Origin of the sequence: Duganella sacchari, from assembly GCF_900143065.1 — a bacterium.
GTDB classification, from domain to species: domain Bacteria; phylum Pseudomonadota; class Gammaproteobacteria; order Burkholderiales; family Burkholderiaceae_D; genus Rugamonas; species Rugamonas sacchari.
The window spans coordinates 60,747-79,684 of sequence record NZ_FRCX01000007.1 but is presented as its reverse complement, the minus strand read 5'-3'; the positions used below and the strand labels follow the sequence as shown (position 1 = coordinate 79,684).

Genomic DNA, 18,938 nt, shown 5'->3' with positions numbered 1-18,938 from the left:
GGCACAACCGCCGCGCATTACTGGCCATCAAGGCATGGACAAGTCCATCCCGAGCATGCGGATCAGGACGAAGGTCAGCAGTCCCACACCCAGCAGCGATAGCATGAAGAGTGCGACCACCTTGCCGCCCGCGCGCAGCACCGCGCGCCGCTCCTCCAGCTTCTGCTTCTTGCCTTGGTCGTAATGCCATTTGATGGCAAAGAACATGCCCGTGCCAAGCACGAGAAACTTGAACGTCACGAAGACTACAGGTATCCAATCCATCATTTTGAGTATTCCAGGCGATTACTTGACACGATCTATCGTGATCGGCACTGCCATGCAAGGATGGTATTGCCGCACGCTCTGAGGCATACTACCCAAAAGCAATTTCCATACATTGAGACAAAATGTCCCAGTCAAAAACCATACAAGATGAAAATTGGCCACGCTGGTCGCCACGCTTGGCCGCGCACGGCGGGCCACGCTTCTTGCAGATTGCGGATGCGCTGCAGGCGGCGGTGACCGATGGATCGCTGAAACCGGGTGACCGCCTGCCGCCGCAGCGCCAGCTGGCGGCCCAGCTGGACGTCGACCTGACGACCATTACGCGCGCCTACGACGAAGCCAGACGCCGCAACCTGCTGGAAGGCCGCGGCGCCCGGGGCACGTATGTCGCGGCGCCAAAAGTCGAATTGACCTCGATCCTGGACCTCAGCATGAATACCCCACCACCGCCGGACGGTGTGGACTTCGACGACATTCTGAAACAAGGTTTGTCTCAAGTCCTGATGAGAACAGATAATGCATTGCTCATGACTTACCACCTGGCCGGGGGCAGCGACTCCGACCGCAAGGCGGGCGCCCAATGGCTCGCACCGATGTTTGGACCGCTGGACTCCCGGCAGATTGTGGTCTGCCCCGGTGCGCAAGCGGCGATTGCCGCACTGATGCTTGCGCTGACGGAGCCTGGCGGGGTGATCCTGGCAGAGCCCATGAGTTATCCCGGCCTGCGTGCCGCGGCGGCCCAGTTCGGCCGGCAGATCATTGCGGTGGAAGCGGACCAGCACGGCATGGTGCCTGAAAAGCTGGAACACGCGTGCCGCCAGCACAAGCCAGGGCTGGTCTTCCTCAATCCGACGTTGCAGAACCCGACCGCCATCACCATGCCGGAACGCCGGCGCAAGGAGCTCGCCAGCATCGCCACGCGCTGCCATGTCCGCATCGTCGAAGACGACCCCTACTGGCTGCTTGCCGATGCCCCGCCACCACCGATTGCCACGCTGGCGCCGGAACAGGTGTACTACATCTCCACCCTGTCGAAATGCCTGACGCCCGGCTTGCGGGTCGCCTTTGTGCTGATCCGCGACCCGCACGAACGCGCACGTTTCCTGGCCGCGCTCAGATCATTTGCGCTGATGGCCACGCCGCTGACGGCCGCCCTGGCTACGCAGTGGATACTCGACGGTTCAGCTGACAGCTTGATAGCGGGCGTACGCAACGAGGCCCGCCTACGCCACCGGATGGCGCGCGATATTCTGGCGGGGCGTTACAGCGGCGCCGGAGACGGCCTGCATGTATGGCTCGAGTTGCCGGCGTACTGGACGCCCTCGCAGCTTGCACGTGCAGCCGACAGCGAGGGCATCGCCGTCACGCCGGCGGAGGCATTCGCCACTGGCGGCGTATCCGTGAACGCCATTCGCATCTCCCTGGGGAGCATCCGGGACCGCGGACGCTTGCAGGCGGGCCTGCAACGGCTGTCTCACCTGCTTGCGCGGCGGCCGGAGTCATTCAGTGCCGCCGTGGTTTAACGGCCGTCATTCAGTCAGCCGGCGTGACCAATCTTCCAGTTGCAGTTGCTGGACGCGGCGGGTGAAGGTGTTTTGCCAGTTGACGGTGAGCTGTTTGAGCTCCGCCGCCTGCCGCCATTCCGCCACCAGCGACGGCGTCACAGCGCTCTCCGGGAACAATGCCTGAATCAGGCGCTGCATCGGCCAGGCCGGATTGGGCCGTTCCACCAGCAGCAGCTGGTCGCCCGCCGCCACCAAGCCTTCGCGCAGCACGCGGTAGTACCAGCCTGTCGCCCCCGAGCGCTGCATATTGATGGCGGCATCTTCGCGTTGCAGCAAGCGGTTCAGCTTCCAGCACGGCTGGCGTCCTTGCGAGACTTGCAGCAAGGCCGCGCCAACGGCGTACACATCGCCAATACAGACCGTGGACTCGGTCATGCCCAAGGTAGAAAAATTTTCTCCGAACGCGCCAGGCAGCATCTGCACCGGACTGTGCGGGTACTGCCCGCGCCAGAAAGCGTAATGCTCCGCCGCATAGTGATGCACGGCCTTTTCCGGTCCGCCGTGGAACACCCGGTCGCCCTGCTCATCGCCCTCCAGTCCGTGGACCGTCAGGCGCAGCGCACCGGACTGTGGCAGCTTGACGATCCCGCTGGGCACATCCGGATGCCCAGCCCTTGCCAGCGGACGTGCGCGGCCGACAAACAGCGATGCCAGCACGCTCATCTCAGCGCTCCAGCCCAGCCAGCCATTCCCGCATCAGCGCCGGTCCCGCTTGCGTGAGTCCTGCGCCGTAGCGCTGGGTATCCGCCCGCAACCGCGCCAGGTCCACACCCGCGTGCGACAACTCCACCGCATGCCCGGTCATCCAATGCTCCAGTGCCGCCGGCTCAAACTCGACATGGAACTGGATGCCCAGCGCATGGCGGCCGACCTGAAACGCCTGGCATGGCGTCCCCGGCGTCGAGGCCGTCACCGCCACCTCCGCAGGCACATGGATATTATCGCCATGCCAGTGCAGCACCGGCACCCCGCGCAGATGCGCAAGCGGTCCGGCATCCGCTGCGACCTCCACCGGCGACCAGCCGATTTCCTTGCCCGCTTTGCGGCCACGCACCTCGCCACCCAGCGCAACGGCCATCAGCTGCGCGCCCAGACAAATGCCCAGCAGCGGCCGCTGCAACTGCAAGCGCAACTGTATGCCTGCGATCTCATCCACCAGCCAGGGATACAGCGCCGTATCGTTGACGCCGATCGGCCCGCCCAGCACCACGATCAGCGCCGTCTCGCGCCACTGCGTTTCCGACAGCGGCGTTCCCGCATGCTGGTACGTGATGCTGTAGCCGGCTGCCTGCAACGGCCCGGCAAATTCCCCCAGATCCTCAAACCCAACGTGATACAGCGCGATGCAGTTCATGATTCACCATAAATAGGAGTCCTAATGAATTCATGATAGCACAATTTTAAAACTCAGTTGGGCTGGCTGTATTTGCGTAGTTGCTCGCGCATATACTTCACTTTGGCGGCCAGATGCGGGTCCGTCATCACGTATAAATCCAGCCGCGCGGCGTAGTCCGGCGTCATCATCCAGCCGAAGGTTTCGGCCTTGTCCTCCTCCTGGCCATAGCTGGAATACGCGCTCACCAGGCCATCCCTCACGTGGCCCAGATCCTGCAGGTTCTTGCCATAGAAAGTAGCGCCGCCCTTGCCGTATTGCAGGCCGTCCGGATTCAGCGCCAGCCATGACGGGTCCAGATGATAGTAGTCATCAAACTCGCGATGATCGATGAAGTGATAGAACTCGTGATGCACCCGCATCTCCATCCCGGCCGAACACAAGGTGCCGGCATTGTTGTCGGCATACGCCACGCCATCCGACTCCGCCATCGGCATGGCCAGACGGCGCTGCCCACCCACCGCCAGCTCCTTGACCAGCACGATATTTTTCAGGCGCACATTTGCAAAGAACGCCGACGGATAACGCTCCAGCCCTGGCAGCACCACACTCAGCAAACGCTGCAGGCGTGCCCGGTCCTCCTGGCTGTCCGTGAATGCCTCGCCGCTGACGCCCTCCTGCTCCAGCGTCCACACAGCATTCAGCTGCAGCGCCGCCAGACGCCGTGCCGCTACCGCGCGCAGCACCTCCACGCTGGCATCGGCTGGCGCAACGGCCGGGTACTGCAAGTCCCAATGACACTCCAGCCGCAGTGCGTCGTTGTTGTGATCGATCGGCGCCACCGTGCTGCAGGCAGACAGCACGGCGGCGCCCAGGCAAATCAAAATACGTTGCAGCATGGTCATTTGAATTTATAGGTAGCGGACAGTTGGAAGTAGCGGCCGAGCTGGCTGTGGTAGGTCGGCGAGTAACCCTGTAGATAAGCGATCTTGCTCGCGTCAAACGGCGCTTCCTTGTTGGCGAGGTTGCGCACCGACAGCGACAGCTCCAGGTTGCGGAAGCCCTTGTAGCTCACATATGCGTCGGCCGTCAGCGACGAGTGCACATCGCAGTACCACGGCGTCGCCGCCTGGAACGAGCACACCGAATCCGGCGAGGTCTTCAGCAGGTAGCCGCCCACATAGTTCCAGTTGACGCTGGCGTCCCACGGGCCACGATCCCAGGCCAGACCGAAGCGGGCGCGGTTCTTGGGCAGCTCGTAGTAGCCCGCGTATTCCGCCAGCGGATCATCCGGCGTATTCGAGCTCTTGTAGCTGTTCATGCGGTTGTAGCTGGCGGTCATGGTCAGCCGTCCCCAGTCGCCCAGCGGCGTCACGCCGCGCGCATCCACGTCCACCCCGCGCGTCTGCGTTTCCGACAGATTGGCCGTAATCAGGCTGATGTGATCGAGCTTGCCGCTGACCGGATTGCGTACGATGCGGTCGGCAAATTTCGCCTCGTTCTCGAGCAGGTAGCTGGCGTTGATGGTGGACAGCTCGTTGCGGCGCTTGATGTTGTATACGTCGACCGACAGCGACCAGCGCGGGATCGGCTCCACCACAACGCCCACCGTGAAGCTCTTCGATTTCTCGGCCTTGATGTCCGGGTTGGCGCCGGTGGTGTAAGCCACATAAATATCGCAGTTGGCGTTGGCCGCATCGTAGACCGGGCACAGCTTGGGATCGAGCACCTTGATGTAGCCGTTGGTATTCCCCGCATGCAGCTCCGGCAACGACGGCGCGCGGAAGCCTTCCGCATAGGTGCCACGGAACGCCAGCTGCGGCAGCGGACTCCACTTCACTCCCGCCTTGGGCGTAAAGGCCGAGCCGAAATCGCTGTAATGGTCGCTCCGCGCGGCCAGGCTCAGCTCCACCGTTTTCAGTACCGGCGCATTCAGTTCGCCGTAGGCAGCCGAGACGCTGCGCGAGCCATTCGAGCCCGTCATGCCGATCAGCTGAATCGAGCCATCGGTGAACAGCGTATCCGGCACCGCGTCAAACTTCTCGCGGCGGAATTCCGCACCCAGCGAGATCGCCAGCGGGCCGCCCGGCAGCGTAAACAGCTCGCGGTTGCCATGCAGGTCGATGCTGCTGGTGCTGGTATCTGCGCGGTTGTTCAGTTGCGGGTACAGCCGCGCCATCAATGCCGGATCATTGGCGCCCGGATTGCTCAGCGTGAAGCTGTTGCGCACCAGGCCATCGGCGTCCAGCACATCGTTCATCAGCACGCTGTCCTGCAGATAGCCGCGATAACGCGTGTCCGTCAGCGAGCGCGAGAACATGCCGGCCGCTTCCACGTCCCACTTGCCCAGCGTGCCGCGCGCACCAAAGGTGTAGCGCATATTGCGGCTTTCGCTGGCGATGGTGGTTGGAATGTCGTTGAACAGGTAGCGCACGGCCACCGTCTTGCCCCAGCGGTTCTGCGGGTGGCTGGCGGGCAGCAGCAGGTAGCTGATGGTGGTGCCGGGCGCATTGCCGTACAGGCCGTACTTGTCCACCAGATCATTGGTGTAGGCGCCGTAGGCATTGGTGGCGTAGCTGTACATGGTCGATGCCTGGCGGCTGCGGCTCAGCGAGGCATCGCCAAACAGCTCCCAGCCGCCGGACAGCGCGTAGGTCAGCGCACTGTAGACGTTGTCGCGCTGCGCCTTCGATTGCAGCGTGACGGAATTGGTGCTGTCGGCGATGCAGCGGCCATTCAGCGTCGGGCTGGCGGGATCGTTGAGCGGCGCGCAGTCGCCAATGATGCCAAGGAAAGTGCCGCCCGTGGTGCCGGACGCCGTGTAGGCGTTGCTGGAGAACGTCGAGCGGCGGTCGGCCAGGCCAACGCGGCGGAAGTCGCCATCCTTGGTGCGCTCGCGCGCGTTGACCAGCACCGGGCTGATATCGCTATGCGACAGGCTGAGCAGCCAGTTGTAGCCATCCTGTTCCAGCTTGCCCTGGCCGTAGGTGATACTGGCATTGCCCATATTGCCGTCGTGGTAGGCCGACGTACCGCCGCTCACTGTGGCCGACAAGCCCTCATAATTCTTGCGCAGGATGATGTTGATGACACCGCCAATCGCATCCGCACCATAAATCGCAGAAGCGCCATCCAGCAGCACCTCAACGCGTTCAATCGCGTTGACCGGAATCGCGTTGGTATCGACAAACGAGGCCGAACCAAAGCCGAACGGCGCCACGCGGCGGCCATTAATCAGCGTCAGCGTCGAACCCGCGCCCAGCCCGCGCAGCGACACGCCAGCCGAGCCGAATGCCTGCGACGGCGTACCTTCCGTCACATAGCCGCCGGTATTCCCGGCGGGCAGATTGCGCAGCACGTCGGTGACGGTGGTGGCGCCGGAACGGGCGATGTCTTCAGCGGTAATGACCTGCACTGCGGAGGCCGTCTCCGCATCGACACGCTTGATGCGGGAACCGGTAATTTCTACGCGTGGCGGTGGCTCGCTGTGTTCCTGGGCTTGCGCATACAGCGGCGCGGCGCCAGCGCACAGCAGCGCAACGGCGCGGACGATGGGACGAATCTCAAACATGCAGTCTCCGTATTTATGACAGTTTTATGAAATGAAAGTAACTGTCTGAAGTGTGTTTTGTCTGAGAAGTCAGGTCACGGATGGAAATGCTGTTTTTGTACAAAACTGCTGGCTTCGTTACGCCAACTGGCTAGCTGTATGCTAGACGCCACGCTGCTGGCGGAAACGCGCGGGCGGCGAACCGAAGTGGCGCGTAAAGGTGCGCGACAAATGGCTGGCGTCATGGAAACCGCAGGTATCGGCGATATCCGCCATGGCGTGGCCACCGGCAGCCAGCATGGCGCGCGCCTTCTCCAGCCGCATCTTCATCAGGTAGCGGTGCGGCGGCAAGCCCAGCGCTGCATGGAACTCGCGCGAGAAGTGCGCCGGACTCATGGCGCACAGTCCGGCCAGTTGCTGGTTGGTGACGTCCTCGCACAGATGCTGCTCCATATAGCTCAGCACGCGCCGCAAGCGGGCGCCGCCCAGCGTGCTGGTTTGCACAGCATCCTGCGGCCGGCTGTAGTGTTCCAGCAGATAGCTGAGCAGCGCGACCATCAGGCCATCGCAGTACTGGGATTGCAGCGGCCCGGCCATCACGTCCGCATTCAGCATGCGCCTGACGGTTTCCATCACATAGCGATCAGAAGTAAATTGATTGGCGCCCAGTGCCAGCGGCACGCCGGTCTGGCGCAGGTCGCTGAGACTGTCCACCAGAGAAGCCGGCACGAACAGGTTGACGATATCGCAGCTGCTCAAGCGGCTCCACTGGCTGGCGGAACTCGGTGGGCAGATGCGGAAGCGCTCCGCCGCAATCACGCCGCCCCACACCGGCCTTCCCTGCTGCCAGATACGGGCATCCACCGGCTCCATCATGATCGCAATGCGGTAATCGTTCAGGTGCGGGCTGACGGTCTGGATCATCGCGTCTGGATGATCGCTGGTCCAGCGCACGATGGAAGCCTTGGAATTCGGCAGCGGACCGATGCAAGTGCGCAAGGGATCATGCACGCCACTGCGGTGGAACCAGTCTTTCAGGACTTCCGGGGTATCGATGGCGGCATCCATGGATTCAGCAATGGCGGATCAGGGAATTAAATTATATGTCAAAAACTTAACGTTCCTGATTCCGGATATTTTGCTTGCGGAATTGCTTGGGCGAGCTGCCGAACCAGCGCTGGCAGGCGCGGCAGAAAGTGCTTTGATCGGCAAAGCCCACCAGAAACGCCACCTGCCCTAGCGCCATCTGTTCTTTCGCCAGATACTCACGCGCCAGGTCGCGCCGCGTTTCATCAAGCAGATCGTTGTACGACGTGCCCTCGTCCTCCAGCCGGCGCTGCAAGGTGCGCTCGCTGATGCACAGCGCTGCCGCTGCCACGCTGCGCGGCGGCGAACCATCCGGCAGGCAGCGCACGATGACCTCGCGCACGCGCGGTGCAAAGCGCGCCTGGTCCATCTTGTCGAGGAACTCCACCGCAAAGCGCTCGTGCATCTCCGACAGCGCCGCGTTCGATGCCGGCAAAGGCGCATTCAAATCCTCGGCCGCCAGCAACAGGCCATTGCGCGCGACGCCGAACCGCACCGGTCCGCCGAACACGCGCGCATGCATTTGCGTGCTGCCAGGCTCCACATGCGCCAGTTCGATGGCCAAGGGATTGATGTGCTTGCTCGCGATCCAGCGGCAGATGTTAAGAATCGTGATCATCACAAACTCGCTGCGCTGGCGCGGCACGGGCAGCTCGCCGCCATTGATAGTCAGGCGCAGCCATTGCGCGCCTTGCGCATCCGGCTCCAGCGAAAAAATCGCCGCATCGCTGATGATGCGGATGTAGCGGATAAAACGTTGCAGCGCCACTTCCATGGTCGGCGCAGTAATCATGGTATAGGTCAGCAGATCCAGCGTGGCGGGACGCGGATTTTCCGACGCCGCCAGCGACACCGCCTCATCGCCGGAGACCTCGGTAATCACATTCCACAGGTGGCTCAGCGCGTCGCTGGCAATGCGGTGATGCGGACTGCGCAAGCTCTCATCTTCCAGGCCGGCCCGTGCAAAAATCGGCTGCGGATCGAGGCCTATCGTCAGCAGCATATCCCAGATACCACGCAGCCAGGACCCGGCCGTGGTCGGTTGTTCCATACCCTTCGTCTCCCAATTCGTCTTTTCCCCTGCTTTTGCAAGGTTGTCTTTGTCGGTCAAAAACTTGGCTCTCAAGAGCAAGACGGCCCGTGCTAACGCCTCTACAGTCATGCTCAACGGACGGGCAACAAGTCTGTACCTAAATAAATACTAATCGAAAACGCGCCGCGCGGTGCGGAAGAATCGGACATTCTTGCAGACGCGCGTGCCGGGAGACACGCATGCCTGAAACAAACCGCAGTCCATTGCCGGGCCAGATGATGCGCCGGCCCTTGCTGATCTCCTCCCTGCTGCGCCACGCCGACCGCTACTTCGGCGACCGTGACATTGTCTCGTACGGCGACGACGGCAAGCTGCACCGCTACACCTACCGCGACTGCCACGCCCGCACGCAACGGCTGGCGCGGGCGCTGGAGCAGCGTAATGTCCGCATGGGCGACCGCATCACCACGCTGGCGTGGAATGGCTACCGGCATCTGGAGCTGTACTACGGCATTTCCGGCATGGGCGCCGTGATCCACACGCTCAATCCACGCCTGCACGCCGAGCAACTGGCCTATATCCTGAATGACGCGGCCAGCCAGTACCTGTTCTTTGAACGCTCGTTTGCGCCGCAGGTGCGCGAGATCGTGGCGCACTGCCCGGCCATCAGACACTACGTGCTGCTGGGCGATGACGATGCCTTGCACGGCATCGACGGCATCCCCAACCTGATCAGCTACGAGGCACTGCTGGCGCCCGATGCCGATGGCTGGAGCTGGCCCGTGTTCGATGAAGATGCCGCGTCCGGCCTGTGCTACACCTCCGGCACCACGGGCAATCCCAAAGGCGTGCTGTACTCGCACCGCTCCACCGTACTGCATGCCTACGCCCAAGTAGCGCCGGATGCCTTCAACCTGTCCGCCAGCGACTGCATCCTGCCGGTAGTACCGATGTTCCACGTCAACGCCTGGGGCTTGCCGTATTCGGCCGCGCTGGTGGGCGCCAAGCTGGTGCTGCCAGGACCGTCGTTGGGCGGCGCCGCACTGCACGCCATGTGCGAGCAGGAAGGCGTGACCTTCTCCGCCGGCGTACCGACCATCTGGCTGGGCCTGCTGAATTTCGTACGTGAACACCACCTGCGTTTCTCCACCTTCCGCCGCGTCGTCATCGGCGGCTCGGCGTGCCCGCCAGCCTTGATGGACAGCCTGCGCGACCAGTACGGCCTGCAAGTGATCCACGCCTTCGGCATGACCGAGCTGTCGCCGCTGGCCACGGTCTGCACGCCACAGGCGCAGCACACGTCACTGCCGCCCGAGGCCATGCGCGCGCTGCTGCAGAAACAGGGCCATGTGCTGTATGGCATGGACGCACGCATCGCTGACGACGACAACACCGAGCTGCCATGGGACGGCGCCACCTGCGGCCACCTGCAGGTCCGCGGCCAATGGGTGGTGGACGCCTACTACGGCCACCCGCCCGGCAGCGCCGTGACCGACGGCTGGTTTGCCACCGGCGACGTCGCCAATATCAGCAGCGATGGTTATATCCAGATCACCGACCGCAGCAAGGACCTGATCAAGTCCGGCGGCGAATGGATCGGTTCCATCGACCTGGAAAACATCGCCATGGCGCATCCGCAGGTGCAACTGGCCGCCTGCGTCGGCGTGGCGCACGACAAATGGGACGAGCGCCCGCTGCTGGTGGTGGTGCGTAAATCCGGCGCCGATGTCCAGCCCGCCGACCTGCTCGCACTCTACGACGGCAAGGTCGCAAAGTGGTGGATCCCTGACGACGTGGTGTTTGTCGACACCCTGCCACTCGGCCCCACCGGAAAAATCCTCAAGCACCGCGTGCGCGAGCAGTTCCGCCAGCACCTGCGTAACCAACAACCATAAAGCTTCACCACAACGACAGCAATAACAACAAGGAGACAAGCATGATCAGCACCAAAGAAATGTTGGGCACCGTCGCGGCCTTAGGTTTGGCAATGTCGGCGCAAGCCCAGCAGGCGGCACCGGACGCTACGCCGCAACCAGTGGAGGACGCCAACACCGTGGTCGTCACCGCGCAAAAGCGCGAGCAGCGCCTTCAGGACGTGCCGGTATCAGTCAGCGTGATGAATGCGCAATCGCTGGCCAACGCCAAGATCGACACCGGTACCGAGATCGCCCGCCTGGTGCCCAACCTGCGCGTGTCCAACCTGGGCGATGAATCGCAGCCCAAGTTTTCGCTGCGCGGTATCTCGTCCTCGGAATTCAACCTGAACGCGATCTCGCCGACCGGCGCTTTCTTTGACGAGGTCTATGTCGGCGCCCAATACCTGGGCGGCGCGCAGATCTTTGATATCGAACGCGTGGAAGTGCTGCGCGGCCCGCAAGGCACACTGTTCGGCAAGAACACCACGGCAGGTGCGGTCAACTTCATCTCCAAGCGGCCGCGCTTCAAGGAAGAAGCGGAAATCACTGTCGGCGCGGGCAACTACGGCTACAAGGAAACCAAGGGCGTGGTTGAAGTGCCGCTCATCGAAGACCGCCTGACCGCGCGCCTCGCCTTCACGGCAGCCCATTCGGATGGCTACATCCACAACGTCAATCCCAACGGCCATGACCTGTCCAACGTCGACCGTAAGGCAGCGCGCCTGACGCTGGGCTACAAGGACGGTGACGGCCTGACCGGCACGCTGCGCCTGTTCGACGTCAACAACAATCCCAATGCGATCGGCGTGGTCAACACCGGCCTGGCGGCCAATGGCCTGAACGCCAATGGCAAAGACCCGCGCATCAATCCGTTTAACGGCCAGCGCCTGGGCGACAACGAGGTGGCGTTCGACCGCTCCGGCGAAATTGCGGTACGCGGCAACGGCGGCTACCTGACCTTGAACAAGAGCACCGACCTGGGCAGCATTACCTCGATCACCTCCTTCCTCAACGGCCGCTTCCAGAACCTGGTCGATGCCGATGGCACCATGGACCCGCTGCTGCACATCGACTTCCATACCCGCACGCATGAGTTCAGCCAGGACCTGCGCTTCACCACCGCGTTTGATGGCCCGTTCCAGTTCATCGCCGGCCTGTATCATCAGCGCGACAATGTCGATATCGGCACCACCTACACCATCTTTGGCGGCCCGCCAGTGCTGCCCATCCTGAACCAGCAATATCTGCAGGAGCGCCGCTCGACTGCCGTGTACATCGACGGCACCTACGATATCGACAAGGTCTGGAGCATCTACGGCGGTGTGCGCTACACGCGCGATGAAGGCCGCCTGCTGGACTTCCGCGTCACGCCCGTGATTCCGGTGCAGCCGGAACTCAGTTACGACGACCGCAAGCCTACCGGCCGCCTCGGCGTCGACGCCAAGCTGAACCGCAGCCTGATGCTGTATGCCCACTATGCGCGCGGCTACCGCAGCAGCGCCTTCAATGGCGGCGCACTGACCAACGCCGCCGACCTCAATGTCGCCCGGCCGGAATACCTGAATTCCTACGAAGGCGGCGTCAAATCGCAGCTGTGGGATAACAAGCTGACCTTGAACGTGTCGGCCTTCCGCTACGACTTCCGCAACCAGCAGTTCCTCAACGTGGTCGGCATCGGCAATCAGCAGCTGGTCAACGCCGGCCAGTCGCGCATTACCGGCATGGAGGTGGAGAGCTTCCTGCAGGTCAACAAGGAATTGCGCCTGAGCGCCAGCCTGGGCCTGTTGAGTGGCAAATACCGCTCGCTGGTACTGAACGGTGTCGACCTGTCGGGCAACCGCATGATTGAAGCGCCGCGCTACACCAGCAACATCGGCGCAGACTACAGCATGCCGATCAACGCCTACCTGCTGACGCTGCATGGCGACGCCAGCTTCAACGGCGACCAGTACTTCCTGGCCAATAACGATCCGAAATCGCGCGTTGGCGCCACCAAGGATGTGTCGGCGCGCATCGCCCTGCTGTCGCCGTCGAAAAAGGTCGAGGTCGCCGTTTATGGTAAAAACCTCAGTGACAACCGCAATCCGACCGGCATCGTGCTGGATGCGACCTCGCAGACCAAGTTCACCACCGTGCCGTATCCACGCCGCTATGGTGTCGATGTTACCTTCCGTTACTAATGGAGAGCCGCATGAGCATCAAAATGGAACGCTATACGCTGGGCGCCAATGACGGCCAGCCGATCCACGTCATTTCCTGGACCGCCCCCCGCGTCAAAGGCGTGGTGCAGATTGTCCACGGCATGGCGGAGCACTCGGCGCGCTACGAGCATGTGGCTGCCGCGCTGGTGGCAGCCGGCTACCGCGTGATCGCCAGCGAACACCGTGGCCACGGCCAGGCCGCGCTGGATGACGGCTCGCTCGGTGATTTCGGCCCGCGCGGTTTCCAGGGACTGGTGGACGACATGGCCGTCGTCACCCGCCACGCGCGCGCCAGCCATTTCGGCGTGCCCTTGCTGATGCTGGCGCACAGCATGGGCTCGATGGCGGCGCAGATCTATCTGCTGGAGCACGGCGCGCTGCTGGATGGTTGCGCGCTGTCCGGCACCACCGCGCTGGAACTGCTCGATCCGCGTGTCTCCGGCTGGACCGTGGAAAGCGCCAACGCCACCGTGCCCAACGCGCAAACGCCGGTCGACTGGCTGAGCCGCGATCCGCAGGTGCCAGCCGCCTATGTGGCCGACCCGCTGTGCGGCTTTGCGCTGACCTTGCCATCGTTATTCTCCATTTTCGACGTTGGCAACAGCACGGCCGATCCGCAGCAACTGGCGCGCATGCGCAAGGACTTGCCGTTGCTGCTGTTCACCGGCGACCATGATCCGGTGAACGGCATGCTGGCCTGGTTCGATCCATTGGTGCGCCGCCTGCGCGAGGCGGGCGTGCAAGACCTGTCGACCCACGTCTATGGCGGCGCCCGCCATGAGGTGCTGAACGAAACCAACCGTGCCGAAGTCATTACGAATCTGGTCGCATGGTGCGACCGGGTGACAGCCTCGCTCTAGCCCTCTTCTTCTCCCGCACAGTACCGGACAGCGGCGCCCTCAGCGCCGCTGGCGGTGCCGTGCATCCCTACCCAAAGGAATTGCAATGACCCAGATATTCGTCGATGGCCTGTTGAAAGGCAAAGTGGCCGTGATTACAGGCGGTGGCAGCGGCATCAACCAGCGCATCGCGGAAACCTATGCGGCTGCTGGTGCGGCCGTGGCCATCGTCGGCCGCAATCAGGACAAGGCGGAACGTGCGGCCGAAGCCATACGAGCAGCCGGTGGCCGCGCCATCGGGCTGTCGGCCGACGTGCGTGACCATGACCAGATCTACGCCGCCATGTTCCGCGCACACCAGGAATTCGGCCGGCTAGACATCGTCGTGGCCGGTGCAGCGGGCAATTTCATTGCCAATGCCGTCGATATGTCCTCGCGCGGCTTCCGCACGGTGATCGACATTGATCTGGTTGGCACCTTCAATACCGCCCATGCCGCGTATGAATTCCTGGCCAAGCCCGGCGGCATGCTGCTGGCGATTTCTGCCAGCCAGTCGCGCCTGCCGATGGCCACGCAAAGCCATGTGTGCGCGGCCAAGGCTGGGGTCGACATGCTGATCCGCACACTGGCAATTGAATGGGGTGCGGTAGGCATACGCTGCCTCGGCATCGCTCCGGGACCCGTCGGCGATACCGAAGGCATGCGCCGCCTGGCCCCGGACGGCCAACGCAGCTGGGACCGGCTGCTGCGCGGCATCCCGTCGGGACGGGCCGCCAGCCGCGACGAGGTCGCCGCTTTTGCGCTGTTCCTGGCCAGCGGCGCGGCCGACTACATCAACGGCGCGGTGCTGCCGATCGATGGCGGCCAGACCGCCGTCGGCAGCCTGGAGTTCGGCGCCATGCTCAGCGATTCGCTGGCGAATGCGGCGGCGGCATGATGGGTCACGCTTCCGCGCTGCGCTGCGACCTGCTGGTGGTCGGCGGCGGCATCAATGGCGCAGGCATCGCCCGCGATGCCGCCGGACGTGGCTTGTCGGTGGTGCTGTGCGAACAGGATGACCTGGCGGCGCATACCTCGTCCGCCTCCTCCAAGCTGATACACGGCGGCCTGCGCTACCTGCAATACGGCGAACTGGGCCTGGTGCGCAAGGCGCTGCGCGAGCGTGAGGTGCTGATGCGTTCGGCGCCGCATCTGATCCGGCCGTTGCGTTTCGTGTTGCCGCAGTTGCCAGGCTTGCGGCCGGCGTGGATGCTGCGCTGCGGACTGTTCCTGTACGACCATCTGGCGCGGCGCGAGCTGCTGCCCGGCTCATCCCATATCAATCTGCGCACCCATGCAGCCGGCCTGCCGCTCGCCAACGGCATCGACAGCGGCTTTGTGTACGCCGATGCCGCAGTCGATGACGCCCGCCTGGTGGTCCTGAACGCGCTGGACGCCCACGAACGTGGCGCCGTCATCCTGCCGCGCACGCGCTGCGTCTCGATGTACGCCAGCGACAACGCATGGCATGCAACGCTGCGCAGCGAAGACGGCAGGGCCACCATGGTGGAAGCGCGTTGCGTGGTGAATGCCACCGGCGCCTGGGCGTTGGACCTGTTGAAGCAGGCGCAAGTCCCCAGTCAGCGCCAGCTGCGCATGGTGAAAGGCAGCCATATCGTCGTGCCGCGCCTGTTCCAGCATGACGAGGCCTATCTGTTCCAGAACGACGACGACCGCATTGTGTTCGCGCTGCCGTTTGAACAGCACTACACGCTGATCGGCACCACCGATGTGGAGTTCACGGAAGACCCGCGCCGCGTGTCTATCAGCGCGGAAGAGACGACCTATCTGTGCAACATCAGCAACCGCTACTTCCGCAAGCAAATCAGCCCGGCAGATGTTGTGTGGAATTACGCAGGCATCCGTCCGCTGCTGGATGACGGCGCGGGCAATGCCCAGGCGGTTACCCGCGACTATGAACTCCACACCGATACTGCGACGGCGCCGTTGCTGTCCGTATTCGGCGGCAAAGTCACCACCTATCGCAAGCTGGCCGAAGAAGCGCTGGACCGTATCGCCCAACTCATCGACGTGCCCGGTGCAGCATGGACCAGCGCCGCCTGTCTGCCGGGCGGCGACATACTGGGCGCCGCGCCAGCCAACGCCTCCGTGTTGCAGTTTGGCGATTTCATCCAGCGCCTGCAACGACAGTATCCATGGCTACCTGCTCCGCTGACGCAGCGCTACGCACGCGCCTACGGCACCCGCGTGCACAAGCTGCTGGCGAGCTGCCACAGTCTGGCCGATCTCGGCGTGGCCCTGGCGCCAGGCCTGCACGAAGGCGAGCTGCACTACCTGATGGACAACGAATGGGCACGCAGCGCGCACGATGTGCTGTGGCGCCGCAGCAAGCTTGGCTTGCAGGCGCCAGCCAGCGCAGCACGCTTGATCGATGCATGGATGCAGCGCCATCTGCGGCAGACGCCAGTTTCTGCGGCGGGAGGACGGCATGCCTGATTACATCCTCGCGCTTGACCAGGGCACCACCAGCTCGCGCGCCGTGCTGTTTGATGCGGACGGCAAGGTGGCTGGCAGCGCCCAGCACGCCATCCGCCAGATCTTTCCCCAGCCCGGCTGGGTGGAACACAATCCTGCTGAGTTGTGGCATTCCCAGCTGACCGCCGCGCGCGAGGTGTTGCAGCAGTGCGGCGTGCCTGCGTCTGCCGTGCGCGCCATCGGCCTGGCCAACCAGCGCGAAACCACCATCCTGTGGGACCGCGCCACCGGGCAGCCGATGATGAACGCTATCGTCTGGCAGGACCGCCGCACCGCCGCCTATTGCGACAACCTGCGCCGCGATGGCTACGGCGCCATGATCGGTGAAAAAACCGGCCTGGTGCTGGATGCCTACTTCTCGGCCTCCAAACTGAAGTGGATGCTGGATCAGTTACCGGGCGCGCGGCAACGCGCCACGCGCGGGGAGCTGGCGTTTGGCACGGTCGATAGCTGGCTGGTCTACAAACTCAGTGGCGCGCACGTGACCGATGCCAGCAACGCATCGCGCACCATGCTGTTCAATATTCATACCGGACGCTGGGATGATGAACTGCTTGCGCTGTTTGACATCCCGGCTGCCGTGCTGCCCGCCATCGTTGACAGCAGCGGCCATATCGCCACCGCGGCGGCCGATCTGCTGGGCCATGCAATTCCCATCACCGGTATTGCGGGCGACCAGCAAGCCGCCACATTCGGCCAGGCCTGCCTTCAGCCAGGCAGCGCCAAGAACACCATCGGTACCGGCAGCTTCCTGCTGATGAATGTGGGCGAGGCGCCGGTGGCCTCCGCCAACCAGTTGCTGAGTACGGTCGGCTGGCGCCTGGGCGGCCGCACCACGCATCTGCTTGAAGGCAGCGTCTTCATGGCCGGCGCCACGCTGCAATGGCTGCGCGACGGGCTGGGCATCGTCAACGAGGTGAGCCAGATCGAACAACTGGCCGGCACCGTGGCCGATGCGGATGGCGTGGTGCTGGTGCCTGCTTTTTCCGGCCTGGGTGCGCCGCACTGGGATCCGTATGCGCGGGGAACCATATTGGGACTGCATCGCGGCTCGACGCGTCAGCATATCGCCCGCGCCGCGCTGGATGGTATTGCGTACCAGACCGTCGATGTACTGCGTGCCATCGAAGCCGACTCCGGCGTGCCGCTGCGCGAACTGCGTGTGGACGGCGGCGGCGCCAAGAGCGATCTGCTGCTGCAATTGATGGCCGATGCCTTGGGCATTCCGGTGCTACGCCCGGTCAACATCGAGACTACCGCACTCGGCGCGGCACAGCTGGCCGGCCTCGGTGTGGGCCTGTGGAGCGATATCGCGGCATTGAAGCATCACTGGCAGGTAGAGCGCTGCTTTGAACCCGCCATCTGCGACGACCGCCGTACCTGGGCGCTCACACGCTGGCACGATGCTGTGTCACGCTCGTCAGCCTGGGCGACTGTATAGGAGACTGCATTGACCAACAAGCTCATCATCGGAAACTGGAAAATGAACGGCAGTCGCGCCAGCATCAAAGCGCTGCTGGCCGAGATCGTCGCTGCTGAAGTGGCGCCGGGCTGCGAAGTCGTTGTCTGCGCGCCTTCCCCTTATCTGGCCATGTGCGCGCACATCCTGTCCGGCAGTGGCGTCCGGCTGGGGGCCCAAGATCTCTCCGCGCATGAGTCTGGTGCTTACACGGGCGAAGTATCAGCATCCATGCTGCGCGAGTTCGGCTGTCATTATGTGCTGATCGGCCACTCGGAACGGCGCACGTATCACCACGAGAACGACGCTGCCGTCGCCTGCAAAACCGTGCGCGCGCTTGAAGCGGGCCTGATCCCCGTGGTCTGCGTGGGAGAAACACCGCACGAACGCGAGAGCGGGCAAACCGAAGCAGTATTGTCGCAGCAAGTTCTGGCACTCACCACGGCGCTCTCTTCCAGCCAGCTGACACAAATCGTCATCGCCTACGAACCCGTCTGGGCCATCGGCACGGGCCACAGCGCATCAGCCGACACAGCACAGCAAGCCCACGCAACAATCCGCCGCTACCTGAACGCGCCGTGCAGCATCCTCTACGGCGGCAGCGTCAAACCCGATAACGCCGCACAGCTGCTGGCCATGCCCGACATTGATGGCGCCCTGATCGGCGGCGCCTCGCTGAACGCCAAAGCATTCCTGACCATAGCGCACGCGTGCCTGGACGTTGATAAACCCTGTTGACATCTTTTGCGTCCGGGCGGACGATTCAACGATGGACGCGCACAATGAAAAAGACTATGTCGATGCGAGGATGCAAGCCGTCATCGAAAGATTAAACGGCGAAGCGGGCGTGCATCGGCTCTCAACAGATGCTCGTCTGGATAAACTCGACCAAACGATTGAATTCGGTCTGAAGTCGGCCCGGGAAGAAGTCAACACCCGGCTTGCCCAGCTAGATGCCAGCTATCATCGCGGTCAGAGCGAAGTCATCAAATGGATTGTCGGCGCAATACTCGCCAGCACGGCCGTATCGGTTTCAACCATCACCCTCCTGCTCACGCAAGTCACACCAAGACCCGCCATATCTCCCATGCCTGCGCCGATTATTATCTATCCTCAGCCGGTGCCTGCCGCCAGCGTAACGCCTTCCAAATAAT

Annotated in this window: 16 protein-coding genes; 9 read left to right on the top strand and 7 right to left on the bottom strand. The window is 63.2% G+C overall.

The window, feature by feature from the left end:
* Window positions 1–27: 27 nt before the first annotated feature.
* The gene (locus BUA36_RS16585) at window positions 28–267 is read right to left on the bottom strand and encodes a hypothetical protein (RefSeq protein ID WP_072786285.1); all 240 of its coding nucleotides are present in this window, start codon (window positions 265–267) and stop codon (window positions 28–30) included.
* Between the two features lie 122 nt (window positions 268–389).
* Between BUA36_RS16585 and BUA36_RS16580 the strand changes: the two genes are divergently transcribed.
* The gene (locus BUA36_RS16580) at window positions 390–1,790 is read left to right on the top strand and encodes an aminotransferase-like domain-containing protein (RefSeq protein WP_208861900.1); all 1,401 of its coding nucleotides are present in this window, start codon (window positions 390–392) and stop codon (window positions 1,788–1,790) included.
* Between the two features lie 6 nt (window positions 1,791–1,796).
* On the opposite strand, the gene BUA36_RS16575 is transcribed toward BUA36_RS16580, so the two are convergent.
* The 6 genes from BUA36_RS16575 to BUA36_RS16550 all read right to left on the bottom strand — a co-directional run bounded on the left by BUA36_RS16575 (window position 1,797) and on the right by BUA36_RS16550 (window position 8,852).
* Window positions 1,797–2,495: an MOSC domain-containing protein gene (locus BUA36_RS16575; protein ID WP_072786283.1), complete on the bottom strand. Its 699-nt coding sequence runs from the start codon at window positions 2,493–2,495 to the stop codon at window positions 1,797–1,799.
* Between the two features lies 1 nt (window position 2,496).
* On the bottom strand, window positions 2,497–3,186 hold the full coding sequence (locus tag BUA36_RS16570) for a glutamine amidotransferase (RefSeq protein WP_072786280.1): 690 nt from the start codon (window positions 3,184–3,186) through the stop codon (window positions 2,497–2,499).
* A gap of 53 nt (window positions 3,187–3,239) precedes the next feature.
* Window positions 3,240–4,064 (bottom strand): hypothetical protein, encoded by an 825-nt coding sequence (locus BUA36_RS16565; protein ID WP_139260614.1) that lies wholly within the window; start codon window positions 4,062–4,064, stop codon window positions 3,240–3,242.
* A gap of 2 nt (window positions 4,065–4,066) precedes the next feature.
* Window positions 4,067–6,736 (bottom strand): TonB-dependent receptor plug domain-containing protein, encoded by a 2,670-nt coding sequence (locus tag BUA36_RS16560; protein WP_072786277.1) that lies wholly within the window; start codon window positions 6,734–6,736, stop codon window positions 4,067–4,069.
* A 141-nt stretch (window positions 6,737–6,877) separates the two neighbouring features.
* Complete coding sequence (locus BUA36_RS16555; RefSeq protein WP_072786275.1) at window positions 6,878–7,783, bottom strand: helix-turn-helix domain-containing protein; 906 nt, start codon at window positions 7,781–7,783, stop codon at window positions 6,878–6,880.
* A 46-nt stretch (window positions 7,784–7,829) separates the two neighbouring features.
* Window positions 7,830–8,852, bottom strand: a complete 1,023-nt coding sequence (locus BUA36_RS16550) for an AraC family transcriptional regulator (RefSeq protein WP_072786273.1) — start codon at window positions 8,850–8,852, stop codon at window positions 7,830–7,832.
* Between the two features lie 221 nt (window positions 8,853–9,073).
* Here BUA36_RS16550 and BUA36_RS16545 point away from each other — a divergent pair, with 221 nt between their 5' ends.
* The 8 genes from BUA36_RS16545 to BUA36_RS16510 all read left to right on the top strand — a co-directional run bounded on the left by BUA36_RS16545 (window position 9,074) and on the right by BUA36_RS16510 (window position 18,937).
* Entirely contained in the window at window positions 9,074–10,729 is a 1,656-nt protein-coding gene (locus tag BUA36_RS16545; RefSeq protein WP_072786271.1) for a 3-(methylthio)propionyl-CoA ligase, read from the top strand.
* A 41-nt stretch (window positions 10,730–10,770) separates the two neighbouring features.
* Entirely contained in the window at window positions 10,771–12,930 is a 2,160-nt protein-coding gene (locus BUA36_RS16540) for a TonB-dependent receptor (protein WP_072786270.1), read from the top strand.
* A gap of 11 nt (window positions 12,931–12,941) precedes the next feature.
* Window positions 12,942–13,811, top strand: a complete 870-nt coding sequence (locus BUA36_RS16535) for an alpha/beta fold hydrolase (protein ID WP_072786269.1) — start codon at window positions 12,942–12,944, stop codon at window positions 13,809–13,811.
* An 85-nt stretch (window positions 13,812–13,896) separates the two neighbouring features.
* The gene (locus BUA36_RS16530) at window positions 13,897–14,727 is read left to right on the top strand and encodes an SDR family oxidoreductase (protein WP_072786268.1); all 831 of its coding nucleotides are present in this window, start codon (window positions 13,897–13,899) and stop codon (window positions 14,725–14,727) included.
* On the top strand, window positions 14,727–16,286 hold the full coding sequence (glpD, locus tag BUA36_RS16525) for a glycerol-3-phosphate dehydrogenase (RefSeq protein WP_208861903.1): 1,560 nt from the start codon (window positions 14,727–14,729) through the stop codon (window positions 16,284–16,286). Before BUA36_RS16530 ends, glpD begins: the two co-directional genes overlap by 1 nt.
* Window positions 16,279–17,766, top strand: a complete 1,488-nt coding sequence (gene glpK, locus BUA36_RS16520; RefSeq protein ID WP_072786266.1) for a glycerol kinase GlpK — start codon at window positions 16,279–16,281, stop codon at window positions 17,764–17,766. Before glpD ends, glpK begins: the two co-directional genes overlap by 8 nt.
* 9 nt (window positions 17,767–17,775) lie before the next feature.
* Window positions 17,776–18,522, top strand: a complete 747-nt coding sequence (gene tpiA / locus BUA36_RS16515) for a triose-phosphate isomerase (RefSeq protein ID WP_139260613.1) — start codon at window positions 17,776–17,778, stop codon at window positions 18,520–18,522.
* Between the two features lie 31 nt (window positions 18,523–18,553).
* Window positions 18,554–18,937: a hypothetical protein gene (locus tag BUA36_RS16510; protein ID WP_072786265.1), complete on the top strand. Its 384-nt coding sequence runs from the start codon at window positions 18,554–18,556 to the stop codon at window positions 18,935–18,937.
* Window position 18,938 lies beyond the last annotated feature (1 nt).

Bases quoted from the DNA above. Each gene is read 5' to 3' on its own strand.
- BUA36_RS16510 (WP_072786265.1), top strand. From the start codon at position 18,554: ATGGACGCGCACAATGAAAAAGACTATGTCGATGCGAGGATGCAAGCC.
- BUA36_RS16570 (WP_072786280.1), bottom strand. From the start codon at position 3,186: ATGAACTGCATCGCGCTGTATCACGTTGGGTTTGAGGATCTGGGGGAA.
- BUA36_RS16550 (WP_072786273.1), bottom strand. From the start codon at position 8,852: ATGGAACAACCGACCACGGCCGGGTCCTGGCTGCGTGGTATCTGGGAT.
- BUA36_RS16545 (WP_072786271.1), top strand. From the start codon at position 9,074: ATGCCTGAAACAAACCGCAGTCCATTGCCGGGCCAGATGATGCGCCGG.
- BUA36_RS16540 (WP_072786270.1), top strand. From the start codon at position 10,771: ATGATCAGCACCAAAGAAATGTTGGGCACCGTCGCGGCCTTAGGTTTG.
- BUA36_RS16565 (WP_139260614.1), bottom strand. From the start codon at position 4,064: ATGCTGCAACGTATTTTGATTTGCCTGGGCGCCGCCGTGCTGTCTGCC.
- BUA36_RS16580 (WP_208861900.1), top strand. From the start codon at position 390: ATGTCCCAGTCAAAAACCATACAAGATGAAAATTGGCCACGCTGGTCG.
- BUA36_RS16555 (WP_072786275.1), bottom strand. From the start codon at position 7,783: ATGGATGCCGCCATCGATACCCCGGAAGTCCTGAAAGACTGGTTCCAC.
- BUA36_RS16530 (WP_072786268.1), top strand. From the start codon at position 13,897: ATGACCCAGATATTCGTCGATGGCCTGTTGAAAGGCAAAGTGGCCGTG.
- BUA36_RS16575 (WP_072786283.1), bottom strand. From the start codon at position 2,495: ATGAGCGTGCTGGCATCGCTGTTTGTCGGCCGCGCACGTCCGCTGGCA.
- BUA36_RS16535 (WP_072786269.1), top strand. From the start codon at position 12,942: ATGAGCATCAAAATGGAACGCTATACGCTGGGCGCCAATGACGGCCAG.
- BUA36_RS16560 (WP_072786277.1), bottom strand. From the start codon at position 6,736: ATGTTTGAGATTCGTCCCATCGTCCGCGCCGTTGCGCTGCTGTGCGCT.
- BUA36_RS16585 (WP_072786285.1), bottom strand. From the start codon at position 267: ATGATGGATTGGATACCTGTAGTCTTCGTGACGTTCAAGTTTCTCGTG.
- glpD (WP_208861903.1), top strand. From the start codon at position 14,727: ATGGGTCACGCTTCCGCGCTGCGCTGCGACCTGCTGGTGGTCGGCGGC.
- glpK (WP_072786266.1), top strand. From the start codon at position 16,279: ATGCCTGATTACATCCTCGCGCTTGACCAGGGCACCACCAGCTCGCGC.